Annotated in this window: 17 protein-coding genes and 1 pseudogene; 11 read left to right on the top strand and 7 right to left on the bottom strand. The window is 58.8% G+C overall.

Features of this window, described 5'->3' with window-relative positions:
- Positions 1 to 228 precede the first annotated feature (228 nt).
- A complete protein-coding gene (locus MGMAQ_RS06490; RefSeq protein WP_046020904.1) occupies positions 229 to 1,500 on the top strand; it encodes an OmpP1/FadL family transporter in 1,272 nt (423 codons plus the stop codon).
- An 85-nt stretch (positions 1,501 to 1,585) separates the two neighbouring features.
- Here MGMAQ_RS06490 and clpA read toward each other — a convergent pair whose 3' ends face one another.
- Positions 1,586 to 3,895: an ATP-dependent Clp protease ATP-binding subunit ClpA gene (clpA, locus tag MGMAQ_RS06485; protein ID WP_046020903.1), complete on the bottom strand. Its 2,310-nt coding sequence runs from the start codon at positions 3,893 to 3,895 to the stop codon at positions 1,586 to 1,588.
- A 7-nt stretch (positions 3,896 to 3,902) separates the two neighbouring features.
- Complete coding sequence (clpS, locus tag MGMAQ_RS06480) at positions 3,903 to 4,238, bottom strand: ATP-dependent Clp protease adapter ClpS (protein ID WP_046020902.1); 336 nt, start codon at positions 4,236 to 4,238, stop codon at positions 3,903 to 3,905.
- 170 nt (positions 4,239 to 4,408) lie between these two features.
- Here clpS and MGMAQ_RS06475 point away from each other — a divergent pair, with 170 nt between their 5' ends.
- From MGMAQ_RS06475 to hemN, 7 genes and pseudogenes are all read left to right on the top strand, one after another.
- Positions 4,409 to 5,323 carry a hypothetical protein gene (locus MGMAQ_RS06475; protein ID WP_046020901.1) on the top strand — a complete coding sequence of 305 codons (915 nt, stop codon included), beginning with the start codon at positions 4,409 to 4,411 and terminating at the stop codon, positions 5,321 to 5,323.
- 29 nt (positions 5,324 to 5,352) lie between these two features.
- Entirely contained in the window at positions 5,353 to 7,596 is a 2,244-nt protein-coding gene (locus MGMAQ_RS06470) for a GAF domain-containing protein (RefSeq protein ID WP_046020900.1), read from the top strand.
- 87 nt (positions 7,597 to 7,683) lie between these two features.
- Positions 7,684 to 8,532, top strand: a complete 849-nt coding sequence (locus MGMAQ_RS06465) for a mechanosensitive ion channel family protein (RefSeq protein WP_198409167.1) — start codon at positions 7,684 to 7,686, stop codon at positions 8,530 to 8,532.
- A 223-nt stretch (positions 8,533 to 8,755) separates the two neighbouring features.
- A pseudogene (locus tag MGMAQ_RS06460) lies at positions 8,756 to 10,093 on the top strand (IS1380 family transposase).
- Between the two features lie 228 nt (positions 10,094 to 10,321).
- Positions 10,322 to 10,711, top strand: a complete 390-nt coding sequence (locus MGMAQ_RS06455; RefSeq protein ID WP_046020899.1) for a hypothetical protein — start codon at positions 10,322 to 10,324, stop codon at positions 10,709 to 10,711.
- A gap of 149 nt (positions 10,712 to 10,860) precedes the next feature.
- Entirely contained in the window at positions 10,861 to 11,850 is a 990-nt protein-coding gene (locus MGMAQ_RS19425; RefSeq protein ID WP_052716186.1) for a glucosaminidase domain-containing protein, read from the top strand.
- A 101-nt stretch (positions 11,851 to 11,951) separates the two neighbouring features.
- A complete protein-coding gene (hemN, locus tag MGMAQ_RS06445) occupies positions 11,952 to 13,301 on the top strand; it encodes an oxygen-independent coproporphyrinogen III oxidase (RefSeq protein ID WP_046020898.1) in 1,350 nt (449 codons plus the stop codon).
- A 166-nt stretch (positions 13,302 to 13,467) separates the two neighbouring features.
- Here the strand turns inward: hemN and MGMAQ_RS06440 are convergent, their stop codons facing one another.
- Positions 13,468 to 13,677: a hypothetical protein gene (locus tag MGMAQ_RS06440; RefSeq protein ID WP_046020897.1), complete on the bottom strand. Its 210-nt coding sequence runs from the start codon at positions 13,675 to 13,677 to the stop codon at positions 13,468 to 13,470.
- 90 nt (positions 13,678 to 13,767) lie between these two features.
- On the opposite strand from MGMAQ_RS06440, the gene MGMAQ_RS19420 reads away from it, so the two are divergent.
- Complete coding sequence (locus MGMAQ_RS19420; RefSeq protein ID WP_052716185.1) at positions 13,768 to 14,202, top strand: hypothetical protein; 435 nt, start codon at positions 13,768 to 13,770, stop codon at positions 14,200 to 14,202.
- Positions 14,203 to 14,219: 17 nt separating this feature from the next.
- On the opposite strand, the gene MGMAQ_RS06430 is transcribed toward MGMAQ_RS19420, so the two are convergent.
- The 4 genes from MGMAQ_RS06430 to MGMAQ_RS06415 form a co-directional block, all read right to left on the bottom strand.
- Positions 14,220 to 16,007, bottom strand: a complete 1,788-nt coding sequence (locus MGMAQ_RS06430; RefSeq protein WP_198409166.1) for a SulP family inorganic anion transporter — start codon at positions 16,005 to 16,007, stop codon at positions 14,220 to 14,222.
- Positions 16,008 to 16,061: 54 nt separating this feature from the next.
- Positions 16,062 to 16,619, bottom strand: coding sequence for a hypothetical protein (locus tag MGMAQ_RS20315; protein WP_148560871.1), 558 nt, complete (start codon positions 16,617 to 16,619; stop codon positions 16,062 to 16,064).
- A gap of 305 nt (positions 16,620 to 16,924) precedes the next feature.
- A complete protein-coding gene (locus MGMAQ_RS06420; RefSeq protein ID WP_046020895.1) occupies positions 16,925 to 17,707 on the bottom strand; it encodes an FkbM family methyltransferase in 783 nt (260 codons plus the stop codon).
- Positions 17,708 to 17,711: 4 nt separating this feature from the next.
- Positions 17,712 to 18,683: a mitochondrial fission ELM1 family protein gene (locus MGMAQ_RS06415; protein ID WP_046020894.1), complete on the bottom strand. Its 972-nt coding sequence runs from the start codon at positions 18,681 to 18,683 to the stop codon at positions 17,712 to 17,714.
- 100 nt (positions 18,684 to 18,783) lie between these two features.
- Here MGMAQ_RS06415 and MGMAQ_RS06410 point away from each other — a divergent pair, with 100 nt between their 5' ends.
- Both MGMAQ_RS06410 and MGMAQ_RS06405 read left to right on the top strand, forming a co-directional pair.
- The gene (locus MGMAQ_RS06410) at positions 18,784 to 20,730 is read left to right on the top strand and encodes an ATP-binding protein (protein WP_052716183.1); all 1,947 of its coding nucleotides are present in this window, start codon (positions 18,784 to 18,786) and stop codon (positions 20,728 to 20,730) included.
- The gene (locus tag MGMAQ_RS06405) at positions 20,727 to 22,088 is read left to right on the top strand and encodes a sigma-54 dependent transcriptional regulator (protein ID WP_046020893.1); all 1,362 of its coding nucleotides are present in this window, start codon (positions 20,727 to 20,729) and stop codon (positions 22,086 to 22,088) included. Before MGMAQ_RS06410 ends, MGMAQ_RS06405 begins: the two co-directional genes overlap by 4 nt.
- The last annotated feature ends 213 nt before the right edge of the window (positions 22,089 to 22,301 follow it).

The raw sequence follows: 22,301 nt of genomic DNA, 5'->3' as shown, positions 1-22,301 counted from the left end.
TTTACTTCACAATCCTTACCTCTTAGGGATTCCTCATTTTTTTCATTTAACCTCATTCTTCTGTGCTTTGCTTATTAGATATTCCTTATATTCGTAATTTGTTGCATAAATGAGACCCATCGTGTAAATAGAATGTATATCAATTTAGCTCCACCTCATTGGGGTAGCGAGCTTAAACAATGAGCAGAGAGAAACAAACAAGCCCAGATAACAGGGGGAACACGAGAAATGCGTGCACTTCGTCATCTTATTGCGACCACGGCCCTGATCGCCGCCTCGGTCGGTCTTTCCGGCCAAAGCGCTCAGGCGACCAACGGCTTTCTGAGCCATTGTGTCGGTGTCAATAACTGCGGCATGGGTGGTGCGGGCATCGCGATGCCCCAAGACGCCACCGGCGCCGGTGTCAACCCGGCCCTGATGGGAAACATCCCCGATCAGGTTATCTTTTCACCCGGTTGGTTCCACCCGGAACGCTATCGCGACCTGTCGAAGACCAACAGTGGCTTTGTCAATAAAGACGCCAAGGAATGGAGTCAGGTTGAGGATTTCGTCGAAGGGTCCATGGGCTTCAATACCAAGATCGATGGTGTCTGGTCTGTCGGCGTATCCATGTATGGCAGCGGCGGCATGCATACCAAGTATGATTCTCCGCGCCTGATCAATACAGCCGGTGGCGGTCTCTTCCAGGCTGGCGACTCCGAAGTCCGCTATCGTCTGGCTCACCTGGCTCCTACGGTCACCTACAAACCCACGGAACGGCACACCTTGGGTGTCAGCCTGATCCTGGGCTATTCGGATTTCATGACCAACTTCGCCAACAGCGCCTTCCAGGAAACGCCCGGTTGGGCCGGAAATCCCGTAGATCGGGCATTCGGCTACGGTTTCCGTGTCGGTGGCCTGTACGAGGCCAACAAGGAATGGACTTTGGGATTGACCGCCTCCACGCCGGTTTGGTTCCAGTCTTTCGAGACCTATAACGATCTGCTGAAGGGCTCCATCAACACACCCATGACTTTCGGGGCCGGTGTTGTCCACCATTACTCTCCCAAAACCGACATTGCCGTTGACCTGAAATGGCTCGGATACGGCCTTGAAGAGACCCTGGCCGATGCACCGGCTGGTGGCGGCGCCGGTGGCGCGATTGGGGCGGTCCGTGGTGGTTTTGGCTGGCAAAGCATCCCCGTCTTTGCCGTCGGCGTCGAGCATCGCCTCGACATGGGCCTGAAGCTTCGGGCGGGCTACAATTACTCGCCGACACCGATCCCCGATGACGTGGTCTTTGCGAATGCCATGTTCCCAGCCGTGGTCGAGCATCACCTTTCAGTTGGTAGCTCGATGAACTTCGGCGATAACTGGGAATTGGGCGGCAGCTTCTTCTATGCCCTTGAGAATGAGATTACCGATACCGGGAATGGCGATAGCTTCAGCTTCCTGGGCGGCGGAACCTCCATCGGCATGTGGCAGATGGGTGCTCAGGTGGGTATCACCTACAAGTTCTGATCTTCTGAATTGATCACGACGAACAAAGGGCCGGACAATTTATCCGGCCCTTTTCTTGTCAGTGAATTGAAAAACAGACGCGGCCCTATTCGACCAGCGCGGGGACCTTGTCCTCGCGGGTGGCCGGGGGCTGCGGTGAATCGGGGTAGCTGAAAGCCAGCTTGTTGCCCTCCACCGACACCACCACCGTGCCGCCCTTGGCCAGCTTGCCGAACAACAGCTCCTCGGCCAGCGGCTTCTTGACATGCTCCTGAATGATCCGCGACAGGGGGCGGGCCCCATAGAGCGGGTCGAAGCCCTTCTTGGCCAGCCAATTCCGCGCCTCTTCGGTCAGATCGATCAGCACATTGCGGTCATCCAACTGGGCTTCCAGTTCCATGATGAACTTGTCCACCACCTTGGCCACCACCTCGGGCGACAGGGCGGCGAATGGAATAATGGCATCCAGCCGGTTGCGAAATTCCGGGGTGAACATCTTCTCGATGGCTTCTTGATCCTCGCCCACCCGGTCCTCGCGACCAAAGCCCATGGCCGGTTTGGCCAGATCGGCGGCTCCGGCATTGGTGGTCATGATCAAGATGACATTGCGGAAATCCACCGATTTGCCGTTGTGGTCTGTCAGTTTGCCATGGTCCATGACCTGCAACAGGATATTGAACAGATCCGGATGGGCTTTCTCGATCTCGTCGAGCAGCAGCACCACATGGGGGTGCTGATCCACCGCATCGGTGAGCAGGCCGCCCTGGTCGAAGCCCACGTAGCCCGGCGGCGCGCCGATCAGCCGCGAGACCGTATGGCGCTCCATGTATTCCGACATATCGAAGCGCACCAATTCGATGCCCAGAGTCTTGGACAGTTGGCGGGCCACCTCGGTCTTGCCGACACCGGTGGGACCGCTGAACAAATAGCTGCCGATGGGCTTCTCCGGCTCGCGTAGCCCGGCCCGGGCCAGCTTGATGGCCGATCCCAGGGCGCTGATGGCCTTGTCCTGGCCGAACACCATGGTCTTGAGGTCCCGTTCCAGGGTCTTCAGGGCCTTGGTATCATCGCGCGAGACACTCTTCGGCGGTATGCGGGCGATCTTGGCGACGATTTCTTCCACGTCGCGGACCGTCACCGTTTTCCGCCGCTTGCTCTCCGGCAGCAGCATGCGCGAGGCTCCGACTTCATCAATCACGTCGATGGCCTTGTCGGGCAGCTTACGGTCACTGATATACTTGGTCGAGAGCTCCACCGCCGTGCGCAGGGACTCGGCGGTATATCGGACCTTGTGATGCTCTTCGTAATAGGGCTTCAGGCCGCGCAGGATTTTAATGGTGTCTTCCACCGACGGCTCGTTGACGTCGATCTTCTGGAAACGGCGAACCAGCGCCCGGTCCTTTTCGAAGTGATTGCGGAATTCCTTGTAGGTGGTCGACCCGATGCAGCGCAGGGTCCCCGCCGCCAACGACGGTTTGAGAATGTTAGAGGCATCCATGGAGCCGCCCGACGTCGCTCCGGCGCCGATCACCGTATGGATTTCATCGATGAACAAGATGGCGCCCTCGGTTTCTTCCAGTTCCTTCATCACCGCCTTCAGGCGTTCTTCGAAGTCGCCACGGTAGCGGGTTCCGGCCAATAGCGATCCCATATCCAAGGCGAATATAATCGCGTCGTTCAGCACGTCGGGCACTTTCTTCTCGGTAATGCGTCGTGCCAACCCTTCGGCGATGGCGGTCTTGCCGACACCGGGATCGCCCACATAAAGCGGGTTATTCTTGGAGCGGCGACAGAGAATTTGAATGGTGCGCTCGATTTCCGCCTCGCGCCCGATCAGCGGATCGATCTTACCCGCGTCGGCCTTTTCGTTGAGGTTGACGCAATAGGCATCCAGCGCCTCCTTGCCCTGCCGCACGGCCTCTTCTTCACCCTCTTCCCCTTCGTCGGCGCCGCGCACTGGGCGGGGTTCAGCGGCTCCGGGGACCTTGGCGATACCGTGAGAAATATATTGGACGGCGTCAAAACGGGACATTTCATGCAATTGCAGGAAATAGACCGCATGGGATTCGCGTTCGGAGAACAAGGCGACCAACACATTGGCCCCGGTGACTTCCTCGCGCCCGGAGGATTGCACATGGATGGCTGCGCGCTGCACGACCCGTTGGAAACCGGCGGTGGGCTTGGCGTCCTCTCCGGCCACACCGGTAATCAGGCTTTCCAGCTCTTCATCGATAAAGGTGGTCAGATCGCTCCGCAGATTCTCAGGATCGACACCGCAGGCCCGCATCACCGCCGTGGCGTCCGGGTCGTCGACCAGCGCCAACAGCAAGTGTTCCAGGGTCACCAGTTCGTGCAGCCGTTCGCCGGCCAGGGCCAGGGCGCGATGGAGAGTCTGTTCCAGGTTGCGGGAAAGCATGGGCCTGTCAGTCCTTTTCAATGGTGCATTGGAGCGGGTGCTGATGTTCGCGGGCCAGATCCATTACCTGGGTGGCCTTGGCTTCGGCCACTTCATAGGTGAAGACGCCACAGATCCCAACGCCCCGCTGGTGCACATGGAGCATGATTCGAGTCGCTTCATCCTGATTTTTGTTGAAGAAGCGCTCCAGCACATGCACGACGAACTCCATCGGCGTGTAATCATCGTTGAGCATCAACACCTTGTACATGGATGGCTTTTTGGTCTTGGGGCGAGCCTTGACCGCCAGGCCGGGATCTCCCCCCTGTTGGTCATCATCGTCGTTATGGTCGTGATCGCTCATAATCTGGATTATCGCCTTAAGTTCGGGTCTGTCTTCATAATATATGGGGCTTTGGCCGACGGAAAAGCCCCCCTCGATATTTTTGGCTTCCCGTTTTCATGCGTCTTGGTAAAAATTAGGGTATCATGTCAGCAGCTTGAGGGAGCCAAAAGCGACCGGCACGGGGAACGATGACGGACGAAACACCGAAAAAGAAATCCACCAAACGCGCGACCGCCAATGCTGGCGGGTCCGTGGCCGATGAGAATCGCTATCTTCGCGAGACCATTGCCGTCATGCGCGACGAGTTGGATTTGGCCAATCTTCATACCCAAGAGGCCCTCGAGAACGCCACGTCGGAATTCAATAAGGAAACGACGACCCTCAAGGATTCGATCTCATCATTGCGGGAACGCCTCGAATCCGCCGACTTGGATAAAGAATCGGCGGTCCGGGCCGTGGCGACGAATTTGCAGTCGGAAAATGAGCGCCACCGGGAAACCATCGCCGAGTTGCGAGTCCTGCTTGAGAAAGCCGATACATCACGGGAAAAGGCCGTTGAGGTCGCGATTACCGAGTCTCGAGGCGAAATCACCCAACTGCGCGATACCGTGGCGGCCTTACGCCATCGTATCCAGAACATGGCCGAGGAATGCGACAAGGCGGTCCAGTCTACCCGCGAATTGAGCGCCAACGAGATCTCCATGCTCAATCAACTCGTGGCCGCCCTGCGCGATCAATTGGAAGAGGAATCCGCCGACAAGGATCGAGCCGTCGCCGCCGCCCACGCAGAGGCCCAGGGCGAGATTGGTCGACTCAACGAAACTATCCAGGCTCTGCGCGACCAGATGGAGCAGTTGGAAGACGAAAAGACGCAGATCGGTCGGGAAATCACCGCTGCCGCCCAAGGGGAGATCCAACAGCTTAAGGATATGGCCTCTTTTCTGCGCGATGAATTGGAAGAACAGAAAAATCGTCAGCATGAAAAGTTGCAATCGGACGCGCGGATCGCACAAGATGAACAGCGGCATCTAAAGGAAACCATTGGCGTCCTGAGGGACCGACTGGATGCCGTCACAGCCGAACGCGGCACAGCGGATGCGTAAGGCCGGATCATTGAGGGAAGGGTTGAACGGTGCCAGTTAGCAAAGATACGCGAAAAGCGAAGGCCCTGGAGGATATCCTGCGGCGGGTTTCCGTGGTGGAAACTCTCGACGAGGTATTGGAGCAATTGGTCGATGTGACCACCTTGCACCTGGAAGCCGAACGCGGCACCATTTTCCTCAATGACGAAGAAACCAGCGAGCTGATCGCCCGGGTCGCCCAAGGGTCCATGCGACGGGAAATCCGCATCCTCAATAACTCAGGCATCGCGGGCAGTGTCTTCACCATGAAGCAGCCGCTGGTGGTCGATGATGCCCAGGCCGACGAACGGTTTAATTCGGCGGTCGACGAACAAACCGGGTTCGTCACCCGCTCCATCATGGCCGCGCCCATCCGCACGGTGAAAGGCCACGTCATCGGCGTCGCTCAGGTGCTCAACAAACGCAAAGGCAAGTTCAGCAAGCTGGACCAGGAAATCCTCGAAGCCATGATGCAGCAGGTAGCCATCGCCCTGCGCAATGCCCAAACGATCGAACGGGTCCAAAAGGCCCGTGAACAAGAGCGAGAATTTCTTGATGTGGTGGCCGAACTGACCGCCGAAATCGATTTGAACGTGCTGTTGCAGAAGGTCATGTCCGAAGCGACCTCCATGCTCAATGCCGAACGCTCGACCTTGTTCCTCAACGACGACAAGACCAACGAACTGTTTTCCCGCGTGGCCCAGGGCGACGATGTGGGCGAAATCCGCCTGCCCAATCACCTGGGCATTGCCGGTGCGGTCTTCACTTCTCAGGAATCAGTCAATATTCCGCACGCCTATGCGGACCTGCGCTTCAACCCGGCCTTCGACAAGAAAACCGGCTTTTTCACCCGCTCCATTCTCTGCGTGCCGGTGATGAACAAGCGCGGCAAGAACATTGGTGTGACACAGGTGCTGAACAAACGCGGCGGTCCCTTCACCGAGGAAGACGAACAAAGGCTCAAGGCCTTTAACTCTCAAGTCGCCATCGCCTTGGAAAACGCCAAGCTCTTTGATGATGTGCAAAGCATCAAGAACTATAACGAGAGCATGCTGCAATCCATGTCCAACGGTGTTTTGACCCTGGACGAAAATGGCGGCATCGTCACCTGTAACGCCGCCGGTCTGCGTATTCTCAAGCACCGGGCCGAGGAGATCATCGGCTTCAAGGGCCCGGAGATTTTCACCGGCCCCAACCGCTGGATCATGGAAAAGGTCGAACGGGTCAGCGAGACGCAGGAAACCGATATCTCCATGGACGCGGAAATGGAATGGCGCGGCCAGAAGGTCTCGACCAATTTCACCGCCCTGCCCCTGGTCACCGGCGAGAACAAGGCCCTGGGCACGCTGATCATGCTCGAAGACATTTCCGCCGAAAAGCGGGTCAAATCCACCATGTCCCGCTACATGGACCCGGGTCTCGCCGACAAGCTATTGGAAAGCGGCGAAGACCTGTTGGGTGGCCAGAATTCCAAGGCCACCATGCTGTTTACCGACATCAAGAGCTTCACCACCCTGTCCGAGGAACTGGGCCCGCAAGCCACGGTGTCGCTGCTCAATGAGTATTTCACCATCATGGTGGAATGTGTCTCTCAGGAAGGTGGCATGCTCGACAAGTATATCGGCGATGCCATCATGGCCGAGTTCGGCATTCCGCTGCCCCATGACGATGACGAAGACCGTGCCCTGCGCACCGGCATCGCCATGCAATCCCAGTTGGGGGATTGGAATGCCAACAGACGGGCTCATGGACAGCCGGAAGTGGGCATGCGGGTCGGTATCAATACGGACGTGGTCGTATCCGGCAACATCGGCTCGCCCAAGCGCATGGACTACACGGTCATTGGCGACGGCGTGAATCTGGCCTCGCGGCTGGAAGCCGCCTGCAAACAGTACGGCGCCCATATCCTGATCAGCGAGAATACCCGGTCCGCCCTGCGTGGCACCTACCGCATGCGCGAGGTGGATTTGTTGGTGGTCAAGGGCAAGACCCAACCGGTGCCCGTTTTTGAAGTATTGGATTATTACAAAGACAACGAGTTCCCCAACATGATGGATGTGATGGGGCACTTCCAAGAAGGCATCAACCATTTCCGCGCCGCGGAATGGGACCGGGCGATCACCAAGTTCAACGAGGCCCTGAAAGCCAATCCCAATGATGCCTGCTCCAAAATGTATATTGAGCGCTGCGAACACCTCAAGGAAGCCCCCCCAGCAGGGGAATGGAACGGTGTTTGGGTGATGACGACAAAATAACGTTATTTTCCGCCAGCCAAACGACTTGAAGACCGCTACAACCCTGTCTTTCGGCGCCTATTGTCATGCCAACAAGGAGAATGCCCCATGGATAACATGGATATGGAACAAATGCAGGAAACCATCCAGGCCGTGATCGAGGAAGTTGTCACCATGGTGACTTCCTACGGGCTCGACGTGATTGGCGCCATTGGCATTCTCATTATCGGCTGGATCGTCTCCGGTTGGGCCCGGGGCGCGGTCAACAAGGGCCTGAGCAAGTTCGAGCGTTTCGACAGCACCTTGCGCGGCTTCTTCTCCAGCATCGTCAAGTATCTGGTGCTGACGTTCACGCTCGTCGCCGTCCTCGGTCAGTTCGGCATACAGACCGCCTCGATCATCGCGGCCTTGGGTGCGGTCGGCCTAGCCATCGGCCTGGCGTTGCAGGGGACCCTGTCCAACGTGGCGGCGGGCGTCATGCTGTTGATCTTCCGCCCGTTCAAGGTCGGCGACTACATCGACGCCGGCGGCCATGCCGGAACGGTCAAGGCGCTGAATTTGTTTACCACCGATCTGGCGACCCCGGACAACGTCCATATCGTTATGCCCAACGGGCAAATCTGGGGCGGCTCGGTGACCAATTACAGCTACCACAACACCCGCCGGGTGGATTTTCTCGTCGGCATTGGCTATGGCGCCAACATGGATCAGGCCATATCCGCCATCGAAAGCGTCATCACCGCCGATTCCCGCTCCTTGAAAGATCCCGCTCACCAAGTAGTGGTCTCCAACCTGGGGGATAGTTCGGTAGATATCACCGTGCGGGTCTGGGTCCGGTCCAGCGACTACTGGGGCGTCAAGTTCGACCTGACCAAGGCATTCAAGGAAAAGCTCGACGCCGAGGGCATCGATATTCCGTTCCCGCAGCGGGTCGTGCATATGGTCCAGCCGGACTAGCGCGTGTCGGGTCCAATCGGACCCGCTAGACACGCGCGACCTTATTGGAATCGATCACGTTTTTCATGTTTGATCGAATCCGATCAAACACGACGTGATCTAGCCCGAATTATTCACGATCCGTGGCCGAAAAGGGTGGCGAACGTAGCTTAAATGGTTGAATTATCGTAGAGTTTATGGTGTCCAAGCCAAAACCACGACACCATTTTCACCTACGGTCGCCATGAAGGAATTTAGCCCATATCTGCCCGGTTTGTCACCCGTCGGCGGCAAGGAAATCCACGCCCGTTTCGACGGCGGCCGTTTGTCATCCGACGGCGGCGTTCTGGTTCTGCGCGAGATCGAACGTGACCTCGGTTTGGCCGATCTTTTGGCCTCGCATCTTCCCGACACCCGCGATCCGGGGAGTGTGATCCATGGTTTCGACGATATGATCCGGGCGCGGATGTTCGCCATTGCCTGCGGCTATGAGGATTGCGACGATCTGGACGCCCTGCGCGTCGATCCGGCCTTCAAGCTGGCCTGCGGGCGGCTGTCGGAGACGGGCCGGGACTTGATGAGCCAGCCGACCCTGTCGCGGTTGGAGAACGCGCCGACCTGGCGGCAACTGGCCCGCATGGGTTTGTCGATGATCGATCTGTTTTGCGAAACTTCGCCCGCGTTCCCGAACACATCACGCTCGACATCGACGACACCGGCGATGCGGTTCACGGCGGCCAACAGTTGGCCTTGTTCAACAGCCATTACGATGATTACTGCTTCCAGCCGATCCATATCTATGACGCCGCCACCGGAAAGCCGATCCTGTCCCTGTTGCGGCCCGGCAAGCGGCTTCGGGGCGGAGGCCGCGACGGTCTTGCGCCATGTCGTTACCCGCATCCTGAACAACTGGCCCCGGGTTCATATCACCGTGCGCGGGGACGGCCATTACGGCACGCCCGAGGTCATGGACTGGCTGGAAAGCCGAGGCTGCGGTTATATCTTCGGCCTGTCCTCCAATGGGCGGCTCAAGGAAATCGGCCAACCCTGGGGCGAGGACGTGGCCGTGCGCCGGGCAACATCAGGCAAGGAAAAGATACGCCGGTTCTTTCAAACGGCCTACGCGGCCAAGAGCTGGAAGCGGGAACGAACCGTTATCGCCCGGGTCGAGGCCACCGCAAAAGGTTCCGACATCCGTTTCATCGTCACCAATCTGGCAGGCCGGGCCAAAACCCTCTATGAAAAGGTCTACTGCGCGCGGGGCAAAATGGAGAACATGATCAAGGAGCACAAACTCTACACCAAGTCCGACCGCACCTCGTGTCACCGCTGGGAGGCCAACCAGTTCCGACTGTTCCTCCATACCGGAGCCTATTGGCTGTTGCTTAAACTGCGAAACGCCGCGCCCCGGAAATCAATCTGGAAAAACGCCACCTTCGAGACGCTGCGACGGTCTTTCCTCAAAATCGCCGTACGCATCGAGGAACTCAAATCCCGCATAACCGTCGCCTTGCCGACGGCATATCCATACAAAACACCCCTGATCGCCATGGCCGGGAAAGTCGCCTCCCAGGGCCCGTGAAAACCGCGGCAGCGAGCCGCCCCTCAGTCCCCGATGATCAACCCCCAAACGCCTGAAAAATCAAAACCAAAATTAGGCCGTCAACCCGGCCGAGGACCCGTGGCCGTTGCGATGCCAGGGAGACTCATGAATAATTCGGGCTAGATCTCTATCTTTCCGCTGCACAAGCGATGACTCAGGGCGTAGAATAGAGGGATAAATCGGTCCACTTGCAAAAGGAGGTGCCGAATGTCTTCATCCTTCCTTCTCGCCCAAGTCATCGGTCCCCTGCTCGTTGTCCTTTCCATGGGACTGCTGTTCAATCGCGCGTTCTATATGGAGATGGTCGGCGAATTGGCCGACTTCCGAATCTGGACCTATCTGGCTGGTTTGCTGGCTCTGTTGTTTGGCCTGCTTATTCTACAATGGCAGGCCACATGGACCACGGAATGGACGGTGCTGCTGACTCTGCTGGGCTGGGCAGGCATCCTCAAAGGTATCCTTTTGTTGGTGTTCCCCCGCTGGGTCGGCGGATGGGCAAGGTTCTATGAAAGCCGTCCCATTCTGCTCGCCGCGCACGGGTTGCTCATCCTGGTCTTGGGGCTCTTCCTCAGCTTGAAGGGATACCAGATCCTCTAAAGTATCCGTCTTGATCAAGGACTCAAGGCTCCTTTCGGGGCCTGTCCCATCCAAGGATAGGCGCTTCGTTTCCACCGCTCGAGGATGCCCCCTCCCCACCCCTTCCCCCAACTCCCAAATTTCCGCTACACTCCCCCAAGGGAGAACTCATGCTGCGGAAACTGCCGCTCTGTCTGGGAGTTATGGTGCTGCTGGCCTGCAAGCCGGTGGCGGCGGCGTCGGACGTGCTGATCGAGGCGCGCAATGGCACCGACGTGGCCAAGCATATGGAAGGCCTCGGCTTTCTAGATGTACGCAAGCACCCCGATCTGTTGAAGGCCGTGCCTCGGTTCCGCGTACCCAAGGTACCGGAAACCCGGGTGGAGGATTGGAGCAACGACGTGCAGCTACGCAAGTCGGTGTTCATCCGGTTGGGAATTTCGGCGGCCCTGCAAGCCAACGAAGCCCTGGTGGCCGACCGCAAGCGGCTGCTGGGGCTGGATTTGGGCCGTTTGTCCCGGGCCGACCGGGGCTGGCTGGAAACCCTCATGACCCAATATGAAGTCTCCGGCGAGCCGGGGTCAGAGGCGCTGGCGACCTTGAAAGTCCGCGTCGATGCCATCCCGGTTTCCCTGGCCGTGGTGCAGGCGGCCATCGAAAGCGGCTGGCTGCAATCCCGTTTCGCCCGCGAGGGACAGGCGGTGTTCGGCCAATGGACCGAGGGCGAACGCGCCATAGAGGCCAAGGAAAGCGACGCGCGGCTGGCGGCCTTCGACAGTCCCCATGACTCTTTGAAAGCCTATATGCGGAATTTGAACACCTTCCCGGCCTACGCGGATTTCCGGGCAGCGCGGGCGGCGCTGCGGCAGGCGGGCCAGCCCCTGGACGGCTATGCCCTGGCCGAACATCTGGAGCCCTACGCGGAGACGGGTAAGGAATACGTGGCCCAGATCCGCGGCATGATCGAGCGCGAAAATCTGCGTCCCGCCGACACCGCCGTGCTCATTGAGGGCCCTCGCTACATCTATCGCCATGTGCCCGAGGCGGCGGCGCCCGCGACCGCTGAGGCCCCGGCCGCGGCCCCAGCGCCCCCCTTGCGGACGGGCTGGCGCCGCTACCTGCCCCCTTGGCCCTGGTGGTCGCCGTCCGGACACCGGTGAGCGACTTTGCGCAAGCCCTTCCCTCCCCCGTCCATAGACGCGCGCGCCGGGAACCGTTAGTCTGGCCGCCCTGTTCGTCTCCACCCAAGGAACCAACGCCCATGCGCGCCGACCTCGTCCAAAAGTATGACCTCCGGGTCCCCCGCTACACCAGCTATCCCACCGCGCCGCACTTCTCCGATGCGGTGACGCCGGATATGTATGCACGTTGGCTGAAAGCCCTGGACCCGTCGGTGCCGCTATCGCTCTATCACCACATTCCCTTTTGCGATGAGATGTGCTGGTTCTGCGGCTGCTATACCAAGATCGTCAAACGCTATGAGCCGGTGTCGGAGTATCTCGACCACCTGCTGATGGAGATCGATCTGGTGGCCGATACCCTGCCCGGCAAGTTCCAGGCCCGCCACCTGCATTGGGGCGGCGGCAGCCCCACCATGCTGCAAGGCAACGATTGGCGGCGGATCATCGAGAAACTGCGGCAGAGATTCGATTTCTGTGACGACGTCGAAATCGCCGTGGAATTGGACCCGCGCACCGCCAGCGAGGACTATGTGCGCCAAATGGCCGAGGCCGGGGTCAACCGCACCAGCATCGGCGTGCAGGACTTCGACCCTCAGGTCCAAGAGGCCATCCACCGCATTCAGCCCTATGAGATGACCAGGCAGGTTGTGGAATGGATGGCCAAATACGGCATCACCTCATTCAACATGGATCTGATGTACGGCCTGCCGTTCCAGACCACCGAGAAGGTGCTGGACATGGTCGACCGGGGCGCTGCCATGCAGCCGCGCCGCATCGCCTTGTTCGGTTATGCCCATGTGCCTTGGATGAAAAGTCACCAGAAGATGATCCCCGAAGAGGCCCTACCGGGCACCGAGGAACGCTGGGAGCAGTTCACGAAAGCCACCGACCGGCTGATGGAATTGGGCTATGTGAAGGTTGGCCTGGACCATTTCGCCCATCCCGATGATTCCATGGCCACCTCGTTGGAAGACGGCAGCCTGCAACGCAACTTCCAGGGCTATACCACCGACAAGGCCCCGGCGATGATCGGCATGGGCGCCTCGGCCATCGGTCAGCTACCGCAGGGCTATGTGCAGAACCTGCTGCCCTTGAAGGACTACCGCACCGCCGTGGCCGCGGGCCGTTTCGCTACCGGCAAGGGCTTGGCCCTCTCCGACGAGGACAACTTGCGCGCCGACCTGATCGAGCGGTTGATGTGCGACATGAAGGTGGATATCGACGGGGTCTGCGACCGCCACAACGTCCCACGCGACCACTTCGCACAGGAGATGGAAAAGCTGGTCCCGCTGGCCGAGGATGGCATCTGCACCATCGACGGCGCCACGGTTGCCGTTACCGAGGACGGCGCGCCGTTCCTGCGTCTGGTTGCCGCCGCCTTCGATCAGTATCTCGATGCGGGACAGAAGCGGCATTCCAAGGCGGTGTAAGAGGCGGATTTAAAAGTATCCTTTAGATATCAAGGCAGTAGACTTTTGATCTGGCCAGGAAAGGCCGACGACACGGGGCGGGCCCCCGTTAGGAGGTCTTGACGCCGCCAGAGCGGAAATATACGCCCTGGAGATCAAAGGAATACTTTTGAATCCGACTCTAAGGCTACTCTTTCCGCGACCGGCGAAACGCCGTCCAGGCCCAGAGTCCCGCCAGCACGGCGATCACACCGATGGTGGTCAGCGGAAACGCCAAAGGTATGGCAAGGGCCGCGCTCAAAGCCGCCAGGATCACCCCGCCGAACAGCACCACCAGCACCGCCCCCACCAGGGCCACCAGGGCAAATCCGATCAGGTATTCCAGCGTCCGGCGCATGGGGTCTCCGGGTCAGGGTCGAGCACCCCATCCTGGCGTGTTTTTTGCTTGATATCCAGGCATCTGTCAAAGCCAGCGGGAGCATGCGGCATGGAGACCCCCTTGATCAACGGCCCGAGATACACCGATCCGGAAACCGAGCGTCAACGCCACGGCGGCCTCGATGCGGAGGATGCCAAGGCCATCGCCGAGCGCGGATTCAGCGGCTACGTGGAAGATCTGGAAGCAAAGAAAAAGGAAGAACTGCGGGCGAAAATCCTCCAATCCATGGGGCTTACGGAGGATATGCTCGACAAGATGCCCGCCTCGCAACGGGCCGAAATCGAAAAACTCATCGCCCAGGAAATCCAGGCCCGCATGCAAGGGGGATCAATACTCAACGACTCAGATAAAAGCCCCGTCTCGGCGCAAAATCTCGCTGCCGCCGCTCCTTCCGGGATGAAACCCACCGGCGGCTTGATCCTCGATCCGACCCTGTTTACCGGGCAAAATTTGCCGGGCCGGGAGGAAGATGAGAAGGGATAGATTTTCCGCCACGCCCCTCACTTACTCGCCGCAGCCGGACCGAATTCCTTTTGGCACTCGCGGAACACCCGCTTGGTGCAGGTGGCGCAGACAGATTTGTCCAGTTTCTGATAGATGCCGTGGATGGCGTCTGTCTTGCTTTGAAAGATTCTTCGATCACCCACTTTGTCCATGCAACCGCAGCTTTCCATTGCGTCCCATAGCTGAGGCTGAACATGGATCATATAGAACCCGCCTCCGGCCTCCTGGCGGCGCCGTGCCTCGGCGACAAAAGCCTCGCCCCCTTCCATGTCAACAAAGCGGATGGCGTCGGCGACCACGGCAAGGTGCTTTTGACTCGGACGCGCCGACCAGTACATATCGAAGGCATCCTGAATCCGTGCCACGGAGCCGAAGAAGATCGATCCGTCGATACGCAGCATCAGAAACTGCGGGCAGTCGGGAAGCCTCGGATTCGCGACCATCGCGCGCTTCGGCGAATTGGGATCAGGTACATGGCGCCGGATGGTCGGCTTCGAAGTCCGTTCGAGATAGAGGACCAACGATAGCAGCACACCGGCAAAGATAGCGAACTCCAGTTCCAGAAACAGCGCACTCAGGAAAGTCACCAAAAGCACCGCCCCTTCTCGCCGCGAGCCTTTCAGGATATGGCGGATCTTCTTGAAGTCAATCAGGCCCCAGGCAACGATGAAAAGGACCCCCGCCATGGTCGCTTTTGGCAGAAAGATCGCATAGGGAGCGATGAGGGGAACCAGGAGCATGAGTATGCCACCCGCGAAAATGGCCGCCAGGGGCGTCCTTGCACCGGCCTCGAAATTCAGCCCAGAGCGGTTGAACGAACCGGTCGCCACATATCCCGAAAAGAAGCTGCCCGCGATGTTCGACAGGCCCTGGCCAATGAACTCCTGGTTTCCGTTGATTCGATAGCCGCCGCGATCAGCCAGCGACCGCCCAATGGACACCGCCTCCGTCAATGCGAACAGGGTCACCGCCAAGGCGGTCGGCACCAGGGCCTTGATGTGATCCAGTGACAAATCGGGAGCCGAAAGCGGTGGAAAACTAGCTGGCAGAGCTCCGATGGTCGCCAGATGGGTCACCTCGTTACCGAACTGGGCGTCCAACCCCACCCCAACCAAGGTGCCAAAGACCATGGCCGCGATCAGATAGGGAATTCTCGGCATAAAGCGCTTGAACAAGATGCCGATGATCAGCGTCGTCGCGGCAACCGCCGTGGCATAGGGATTGATCTGTCCCAGATGATGCATGAAGGCGATCACAATATCATGAAAATGGCCGCCACTCGGCAGTTCGACACCGAAGAAGTGCTTGAGTTGCTTGGCCGCAATGAGCAAAGCCGCACCAGCGGTGAACCCGACGACGACGGAATGGGAAATAAAGTTGACGAGAACCCCCATGCGGGCCAGACCGAGAGCCAATTCGAACAGGCCGACCATGAAGGTCAGGGTCAGCGCCAGCGCCACATATTCCATGCTTCCCGGCACGGCATGAATAGACAAGGCCGAGAACAAGACGATGGATGCTGCCGTGGTAGGCCCCGACACGAGATGCCGCGATGAGCCAAACAGAGCGGCGATGATGGCGGGTATCATTCCCGCATACAGCCCGTACTCCGGCGGCATCCCGGCAATGGTGGCAAAGGCCACGCCCTGCGGCAGAACCACAAAGGCACCGGCCAATCCGGCGATGAGGTCGGCTTTCGCATCCCGACGTTCGACCTTGGGCAGCCATTTGGTAAAGGGGGTAAAATTGGCGAGGTAACCGCTACGCCGTAGTTTCACCAACACTCTTTTTGTTTTCATATCTCAATACCGGTTCGCCCCAGGCGACGGGGCCCATGATTACGCTACGGAAGCAGCAGCAAAAGTTTCAAACGAACCAACCCAGAACCAGATGAGCGCACCGTCTTCGGCCTCGACGCCGACCGTGCGATGTTTCATGCCGACGCGAAACGAATAGACGGGAAGATCCTTATGAATCTGCTTGAATCGCAGGCCCGGCGCGTTGGGATTGGTTTTCCAGGTCTTGAAATTCTTTTCCGCCAGTTTGCGGATTTCTCCGGGGAGTTCCTCGAAGCTGTCCCAATATGCCCCGGAGCGTTGCATGCCGTCCAACGGAATGGTGACGAACTGCATCGCCATTTTTTTCGTCGCCTTGGCATATATCTTGAGCACTTTTCGAGCGCCCCATTCCAGCCAATCCTGGGCCTCGGGCGAAGCCACAAGACCATCCCACTCGCTTTTGTCCTCCACCCGCTCAATGATTTCATAAGCGATCCGCTGCTGGTCCGCCTCCGGCAGGGTGTGCAAGGCATCGAACGCCTGCTTCATTAGGTTTTCCAAAGGAGTCTCCTTTTCGCAATGCGATCGGTAGGCCAGTGGTAACGAACCCGCGACCAACGAGGAACAGTATTCCTGAATGGAATTGAACCGCCGCCTCTGTTGATCAATCCAAATTCGAACGCCAGCCTCTCAAGGCAACGCATTATGTTTTGTGCAAGATTTCTAGATTGCTATTCAGAGGTATTCACTACAGGGAAAGCGGACCTTGCTCCAATGAATTGTTTTCTCCTAATATTCCCATCAGGAATATTAGGAGCACACTTCAAAGGCTATGTGGACATCGTGCTGGACCATGAAGGTTTGGCGCTCGGTTCTTTCGATCACGCCGCCTTTCATCGGTATCAATGGGGTCGAGCAGGCCGTCACACCACCACGATCTCCCGCGCCCCCTTGATCTCCGTCTTGGCCTCCTTCGGCACGCAAAACAGGTTCTTCGACACGATATTGCCGAACGGATTTTCTTGGTTGCAATCGAAATTATCGGGGTTGAACAGCGGGGGGCAGTGCCAGTAGAGGCGATAATCCATGGCATGGATCAGGCGGACCAGGGCCTCGGCGTTATCCTGGCGGTCGTTTTCCACATAGAGGATGGGGCGCAAACGTTCGATGGTCTGGCGGGCGCCTTCAATGACCTCGGTCTCCATGCCTTCCACGTCGATCTTGATCAGCCTGCATTGGGGCAGAGCCACGTTATCGACAACCAGAACATCCACCGGTTCGCCCGGCCAGTCCCGGCGCAGATCCAGGCCACCGAAGTTGGCCATCTTGCTGGGATCGAGCACCGGCACAGTGATCTTGCCCGCCTCCCTGCCCACCGCGTTCTGTCGGCAGACCACATTGATCAGGCCGTTGAGTGCGACGTTAGAGCATAGAAGTTGATGCACCAACCTCTGCGGCTCGAAGCCAATGACAAAGCCACCCGGCGCCACTGCCTTGGCCATGACCACCGTATGACAGCCGATGTTGGCCCCGATATCCAAGGCCACGTCGCCGGGCTTGAGGATTTCTGCAAATAGATTCGCCTCCCCTTGCGAAAACTCGCCGAACAAATCCAGAGAGCGGCCAATATACCGGTCATTAGGATTATATAGGAAAGTGCCGTTGCGACAGGTCTTCAGGCGATAAAGGCTGTCGTCGGGCAGCATGGGGCTACTCCCGTTTCAGTCGGAGCAGTAGTTCGTCGGCGATCTGGTCGGCCACATTCAGTTCCGGGTGAGTCCAGTCCAGGCTCAACTCCCCTTCCAACGGTCGGGCAAAACCCTGGGCATAAAGTTCCTGATGTAGCATGGCATGTTTGCGCACGGTGACCTTCTTGGGTGCATAGATATAGGTGGGCCGGGAAACGGCGCAACTCTCTGAACACATGGAGACGGAATCGCCGGTGACGATCACCGCGTCGGCCACGGCCATGTAACCCAGGTAGGGGTTGTCCCCCTCGTCCCCCCACTTGAACAGATGGGACGGCGCGTCGATGGCCTCGATCAGCGCATCCGCGGCCTCGCCCGTGCGCCGCGAGGTGGTGACCATCAACGAGCCGTTCTTGCTATTGGCCAGCTTCGAGGCCAGGCGACCCAGTTCGGCCCCCATTTCCGAGGTGAAAACCTTGCGCTTGGTGGAGCCCCCGACGATCAGGGCGATGCGCGGACCGGGGAGATGATCGAACCGACCCTCCCAAGCCTTGGCGGCGGCGGCCAGATTACCCTTGTTCAGCCGGTGCGGCGCGCCCAGCACCTCGAAGAAATTATCCCGCTTGGGCATCTTGTCGTGGTGCGGCACGGCGACCAGATCGAACTCGTCGATCCCCGCCTCTCCCGGATACATGACCTGTAACAAGAAACACTGGCCGTCGGTCTTTTCCTTGATCGCCCGGGCCACCGGGGCGGTGCGGCGTCCGGCGGCGATGACCAGGTCCGGCCAGGGGGGGGCCAGGTTGATCCGCGCATCGCGGGTCAGGCCGGAAAAGGTCGCCCCGACCATGTAATTGGGCAAGGCGGCGGCGGCGGTATAGGTCAGGTCCTGGATCAGGAACGGCAGCCCCAGGGCCTCGGCGACGCCGCGCACCTGATTGACGTTGCCCGCCCGGTCGTCGCACAGGGCCCAGATGGTCAATGATCGTGCCATGGAAGATTTTCTTTCGTGATCAAGAGACTTTTGGTGTACCCGCTGGCAGGCCTTCAGCGCAAGGTTCGCGACCAGGCGCCAAGTGGTTTATACTGCGCTCATGAGCGAGCCAACCAAGCAGGATCAGGAATTCGACTGGCCGGAGGTACCGAAATTCGTCTCGGCGCCCCAGGGCTCGGTGCGGGCCAAGCTGACCTTTATTTTCGCCACCGTGGTGACGGCGGCGGTGGTCATGATGCTGGTGTCCGTATGGATCCGGGCCACGGCGCTAAAGGACATGGAAGCCAAGGGACACGAACGCTTGGCCACCTTTGTCGAGAACCTGCGAAGCGAGTTGGACAAATACGCCTATCTGCCGGTTGTGCTATCGCGCAATCAGGACCTGACAGAGCTGTTGCTGGCGCCCGAGGACCTGGACGGGGTGGACCACGTCAACCGGGCGCTGGAAAGCATTAACCGCATTGCCGCCACCTCGGCGGTTTATTTGATGAATGGTGATGGCCTGACCATTGCCGCCAGCAACTGGAACAGTGATCGTCCCTTTGTCGGCAAGAACTTCAACTTCCGCCCCTATTTCCAAGACGCCCTTCGAGGTGAGACGGGGCGCTATTTTGCCTTGGGCACCACGTCGAACAAGCCGGGCTACTATCTTTCTTATCCGGTCAAGGACGAGACGCGCATTCTCGGTGTCGTTGTCGTCAAGATTGGCATGGAACGGTTGGAAACCGCCTGGGCGGCTTCTGAAAGCCAGGTTCTGGTCACCGACAAACATGGTATTGCTTTCATCTCCAGCCGCCCGGACTGGCGTTTCAAGACCCTGGAAACCCTGCCCCCGGGGTTGGCGGATCATATTCGCATTTCGCAGCAGTATGGCACCAATGCCCTTACGCCATTGCAAATCGAGCAACGGGTTCCAGCCGGCGAAAGTGGTGAAATCATGACCATCCGGACCGAAGAGACCCGTTCTGGCAAAGCCCGGTTCTTTGTACAGTCGCTGCTTTATCCGGAGACCGGCTGGACATTGCACCTGATGTCGGACGTCAAGGCGGTTGATCGGATTGTCTATGGCGCGCTGGCGGCCGCGGCCTTTACCTTGGTGGTCTTTGCTTTCTTCGCCTACACCTTGTTCCAACGCCGTCTGCGTCTGTGGGAGCGCGTGCATTATCAGCGCAAGGCCCGTGCCGCCTTGCAACAGGCCTATGATCAGTTGGAGAAACGCATCGAAGCCCGCACCGCCGACCTGCGCCACAGCAATCAGGCCCTGCATCGGGAAATCCAGGAACGCCGCAAGACCGAGTCCACCCTGCGCACCACCCAGGCGGAAATGGTCCATGCCTGCAAGCTGGCCGCCCTGGGACAGATGTCGGCAGGCATCACCCATGAACTCAATCAGCCGCTGACCGCCATCCGCACCTATGCGGACAATGCCCATGTGCTTCTCGACCGCGACCGCCTGGACGACGTGCGCGGCAATCTTAGTCAAATATCCGATCTGACCAACCGCATGGCGACCATCACCGGCGATCTGAAAACATTCGCCCGCAAACCACCGGACGAGGTTGGCCCGGTGGATCTGCGGATCGCCCTGCATGGCGCCCTGTCCTTGCTGACCAAGGTAACCAAAACCGACGGCCTGGAAATCACCGACAAGGTCCCATCGGGCTGTCCCATGGTCGTTGGCGAGGAACTGCGACTTGAACAGGTTTTCCTCAACCTGTTCCGGAATGCCTTGGATGCCATGGACGGCATGGAGAAGGATCAGCCCCGCCGCCTCGGCATTGATGCGGAAATCACCGACGAACAGATTCTGGTGCTGATTCACGACAGCGGCCCCGGCCTCACCGAGGAAGATCTGGAAAAGGTCTTTGATCCCTTCTATACCACCAAAGCGATGGGCAAGGGGCTTGGCTTGGGACTGTCGATTTCCGATCGGATCATCAATGATTTCGGCGGCAGCCTGCGAGTTTCCAATCATCCCGATGGCGGCGCGCTGTTCACTGTCGCCCTACAGCGAGACCACGGCAACCAGATGGCACAGACCGCATGAGCGAACCGGACAAGGGAATCGTCTTTTTTGTCGATGATGAGGAGCATATCCGCATCTCCGGGCGCCAGACCCTGGAGTTGGCCGGGTATCAGGTGGAATGCTTTTCCTCGCCGTCCAAGGTTTTGCCTCGGCTGAGCGCCCAATGGCCGGGGATCATCGTCAGCGATATCAAGATGCCCGACATGGACGGCCTGACCTTGATGAGCAAGGCCCAGGAAATCGCCCAAGATCTACCGGTGGTCCTGATCACCGGCCACGGGGATATCGCCATGGCCGTGCAGGCGATCCGAGACGGGGCCTATGATTTCATCGAAAAACCGTTTCCTGCCGATTTGCTGGTGGATGCAGTCAACCGGGCTATGGAAAAACGCAATTTGGTGCTGGAAGTCCAGACCCTGCGGCGGGAATTGGGCTCTCGCCAAGGCGGCGCCCTGCTGGTCGGCAAGTCTCCGGCCATGAACCGCACCCGCGATATCATCGCCAACATCGCCGACACCGGGGCCGACGTTCTGATTTTCGGCGAGACCGGGACGGGCAAGGAACTGGTCGCCCGCTGCCTGCATGAGCAAAGCACCCGCCGGGACGGCCATTTTGTTGCCGTGAATTGCGGCGCCATGCCGGAAACCATCTTCGAAAGCGAGTTGTTCGGACATGAACAAGGCGCTTTCACCGGTGCCCAGACCCAGCGGATCGGCAAGATCGAGCACGCGGCGGGGGGCACCTTGTTTCTTGACGAAATCGAGAGCATGCCCCTAGGCCTTCAGGTCAAGTTGTTAAGGGTTTTGCAGGAGCGGGTGGTGGAACGGTTGGGTTCCAACCAACTGATCCCGGTGAACCTGAGGGTGGTCGCGGCCACCAAGACCGATCTGCGCAAGGCCAGCGAGAAAAATTTGTTCCGCGAGGACCTCTATTATCGGCTTAATGTGATGGTGCTGCCGCTGCCGACCATGCGCCAACGCCGTGAAGATATCCCGCTGTTGTTTCATCATTTCGTCGAAGCCGCCGCGGCGCGCTATAACCGGCCGGCCGAGGCCCCCAGCGCCGCCCAACTGAGCGAGCTGATGGGACATTCTTGGCCCGGCAACGTGCGGGAACTGAAGAATGCCGCCGAACGGTTCGTACTTGGCTATGGCATCACTTTTGATGACTCCCACCCGTTCGATGAAACAGACAGTATGGCGGGCGCACAGTCCCTTCCGGAACAGGTGGAATCCTTCGAGCGCAGCGTCATCGTGCAGGAATTGCAACGCCAGAAGGGTAATATCAAGGCGACTCTTGAACGCCTCGGTCTGCCGCGCAAGACCCTCTATGACAAGATGCGTAAGTACGATCTGGACCGCCGCGCTTTCACTGAATAGGCGGAAATCCACCCATCCCCCTCCTCCCCATGGGTGACTCCCCATCTATGTGCACTGCAGCGAGATTTCCGGAATGATTCCGGGGACTTGGCCAGAACGCTGAATCGCTGTGAAGATTAGATGACCATAATATGCCTTTGGAAGAAAAACCCTGATTGGCATACCCCTTGCGAATAAAACGCCACGTGTGATCCACCGGACCAAGCCACCATG

The sequence above is a fragment of the Magnetospira sp. QH-2 genome (genome assembly GCF_000968135.1).
Taxonomy (GTDB): Bacteria; Pseudomonadota; Alphaproteobacteria; order Rhodospirillales; family Magnetospiraceae; genus Magnetospira.
This window is presented reverse-complemented; position numbering and strand designations above follow the sequence as displayed.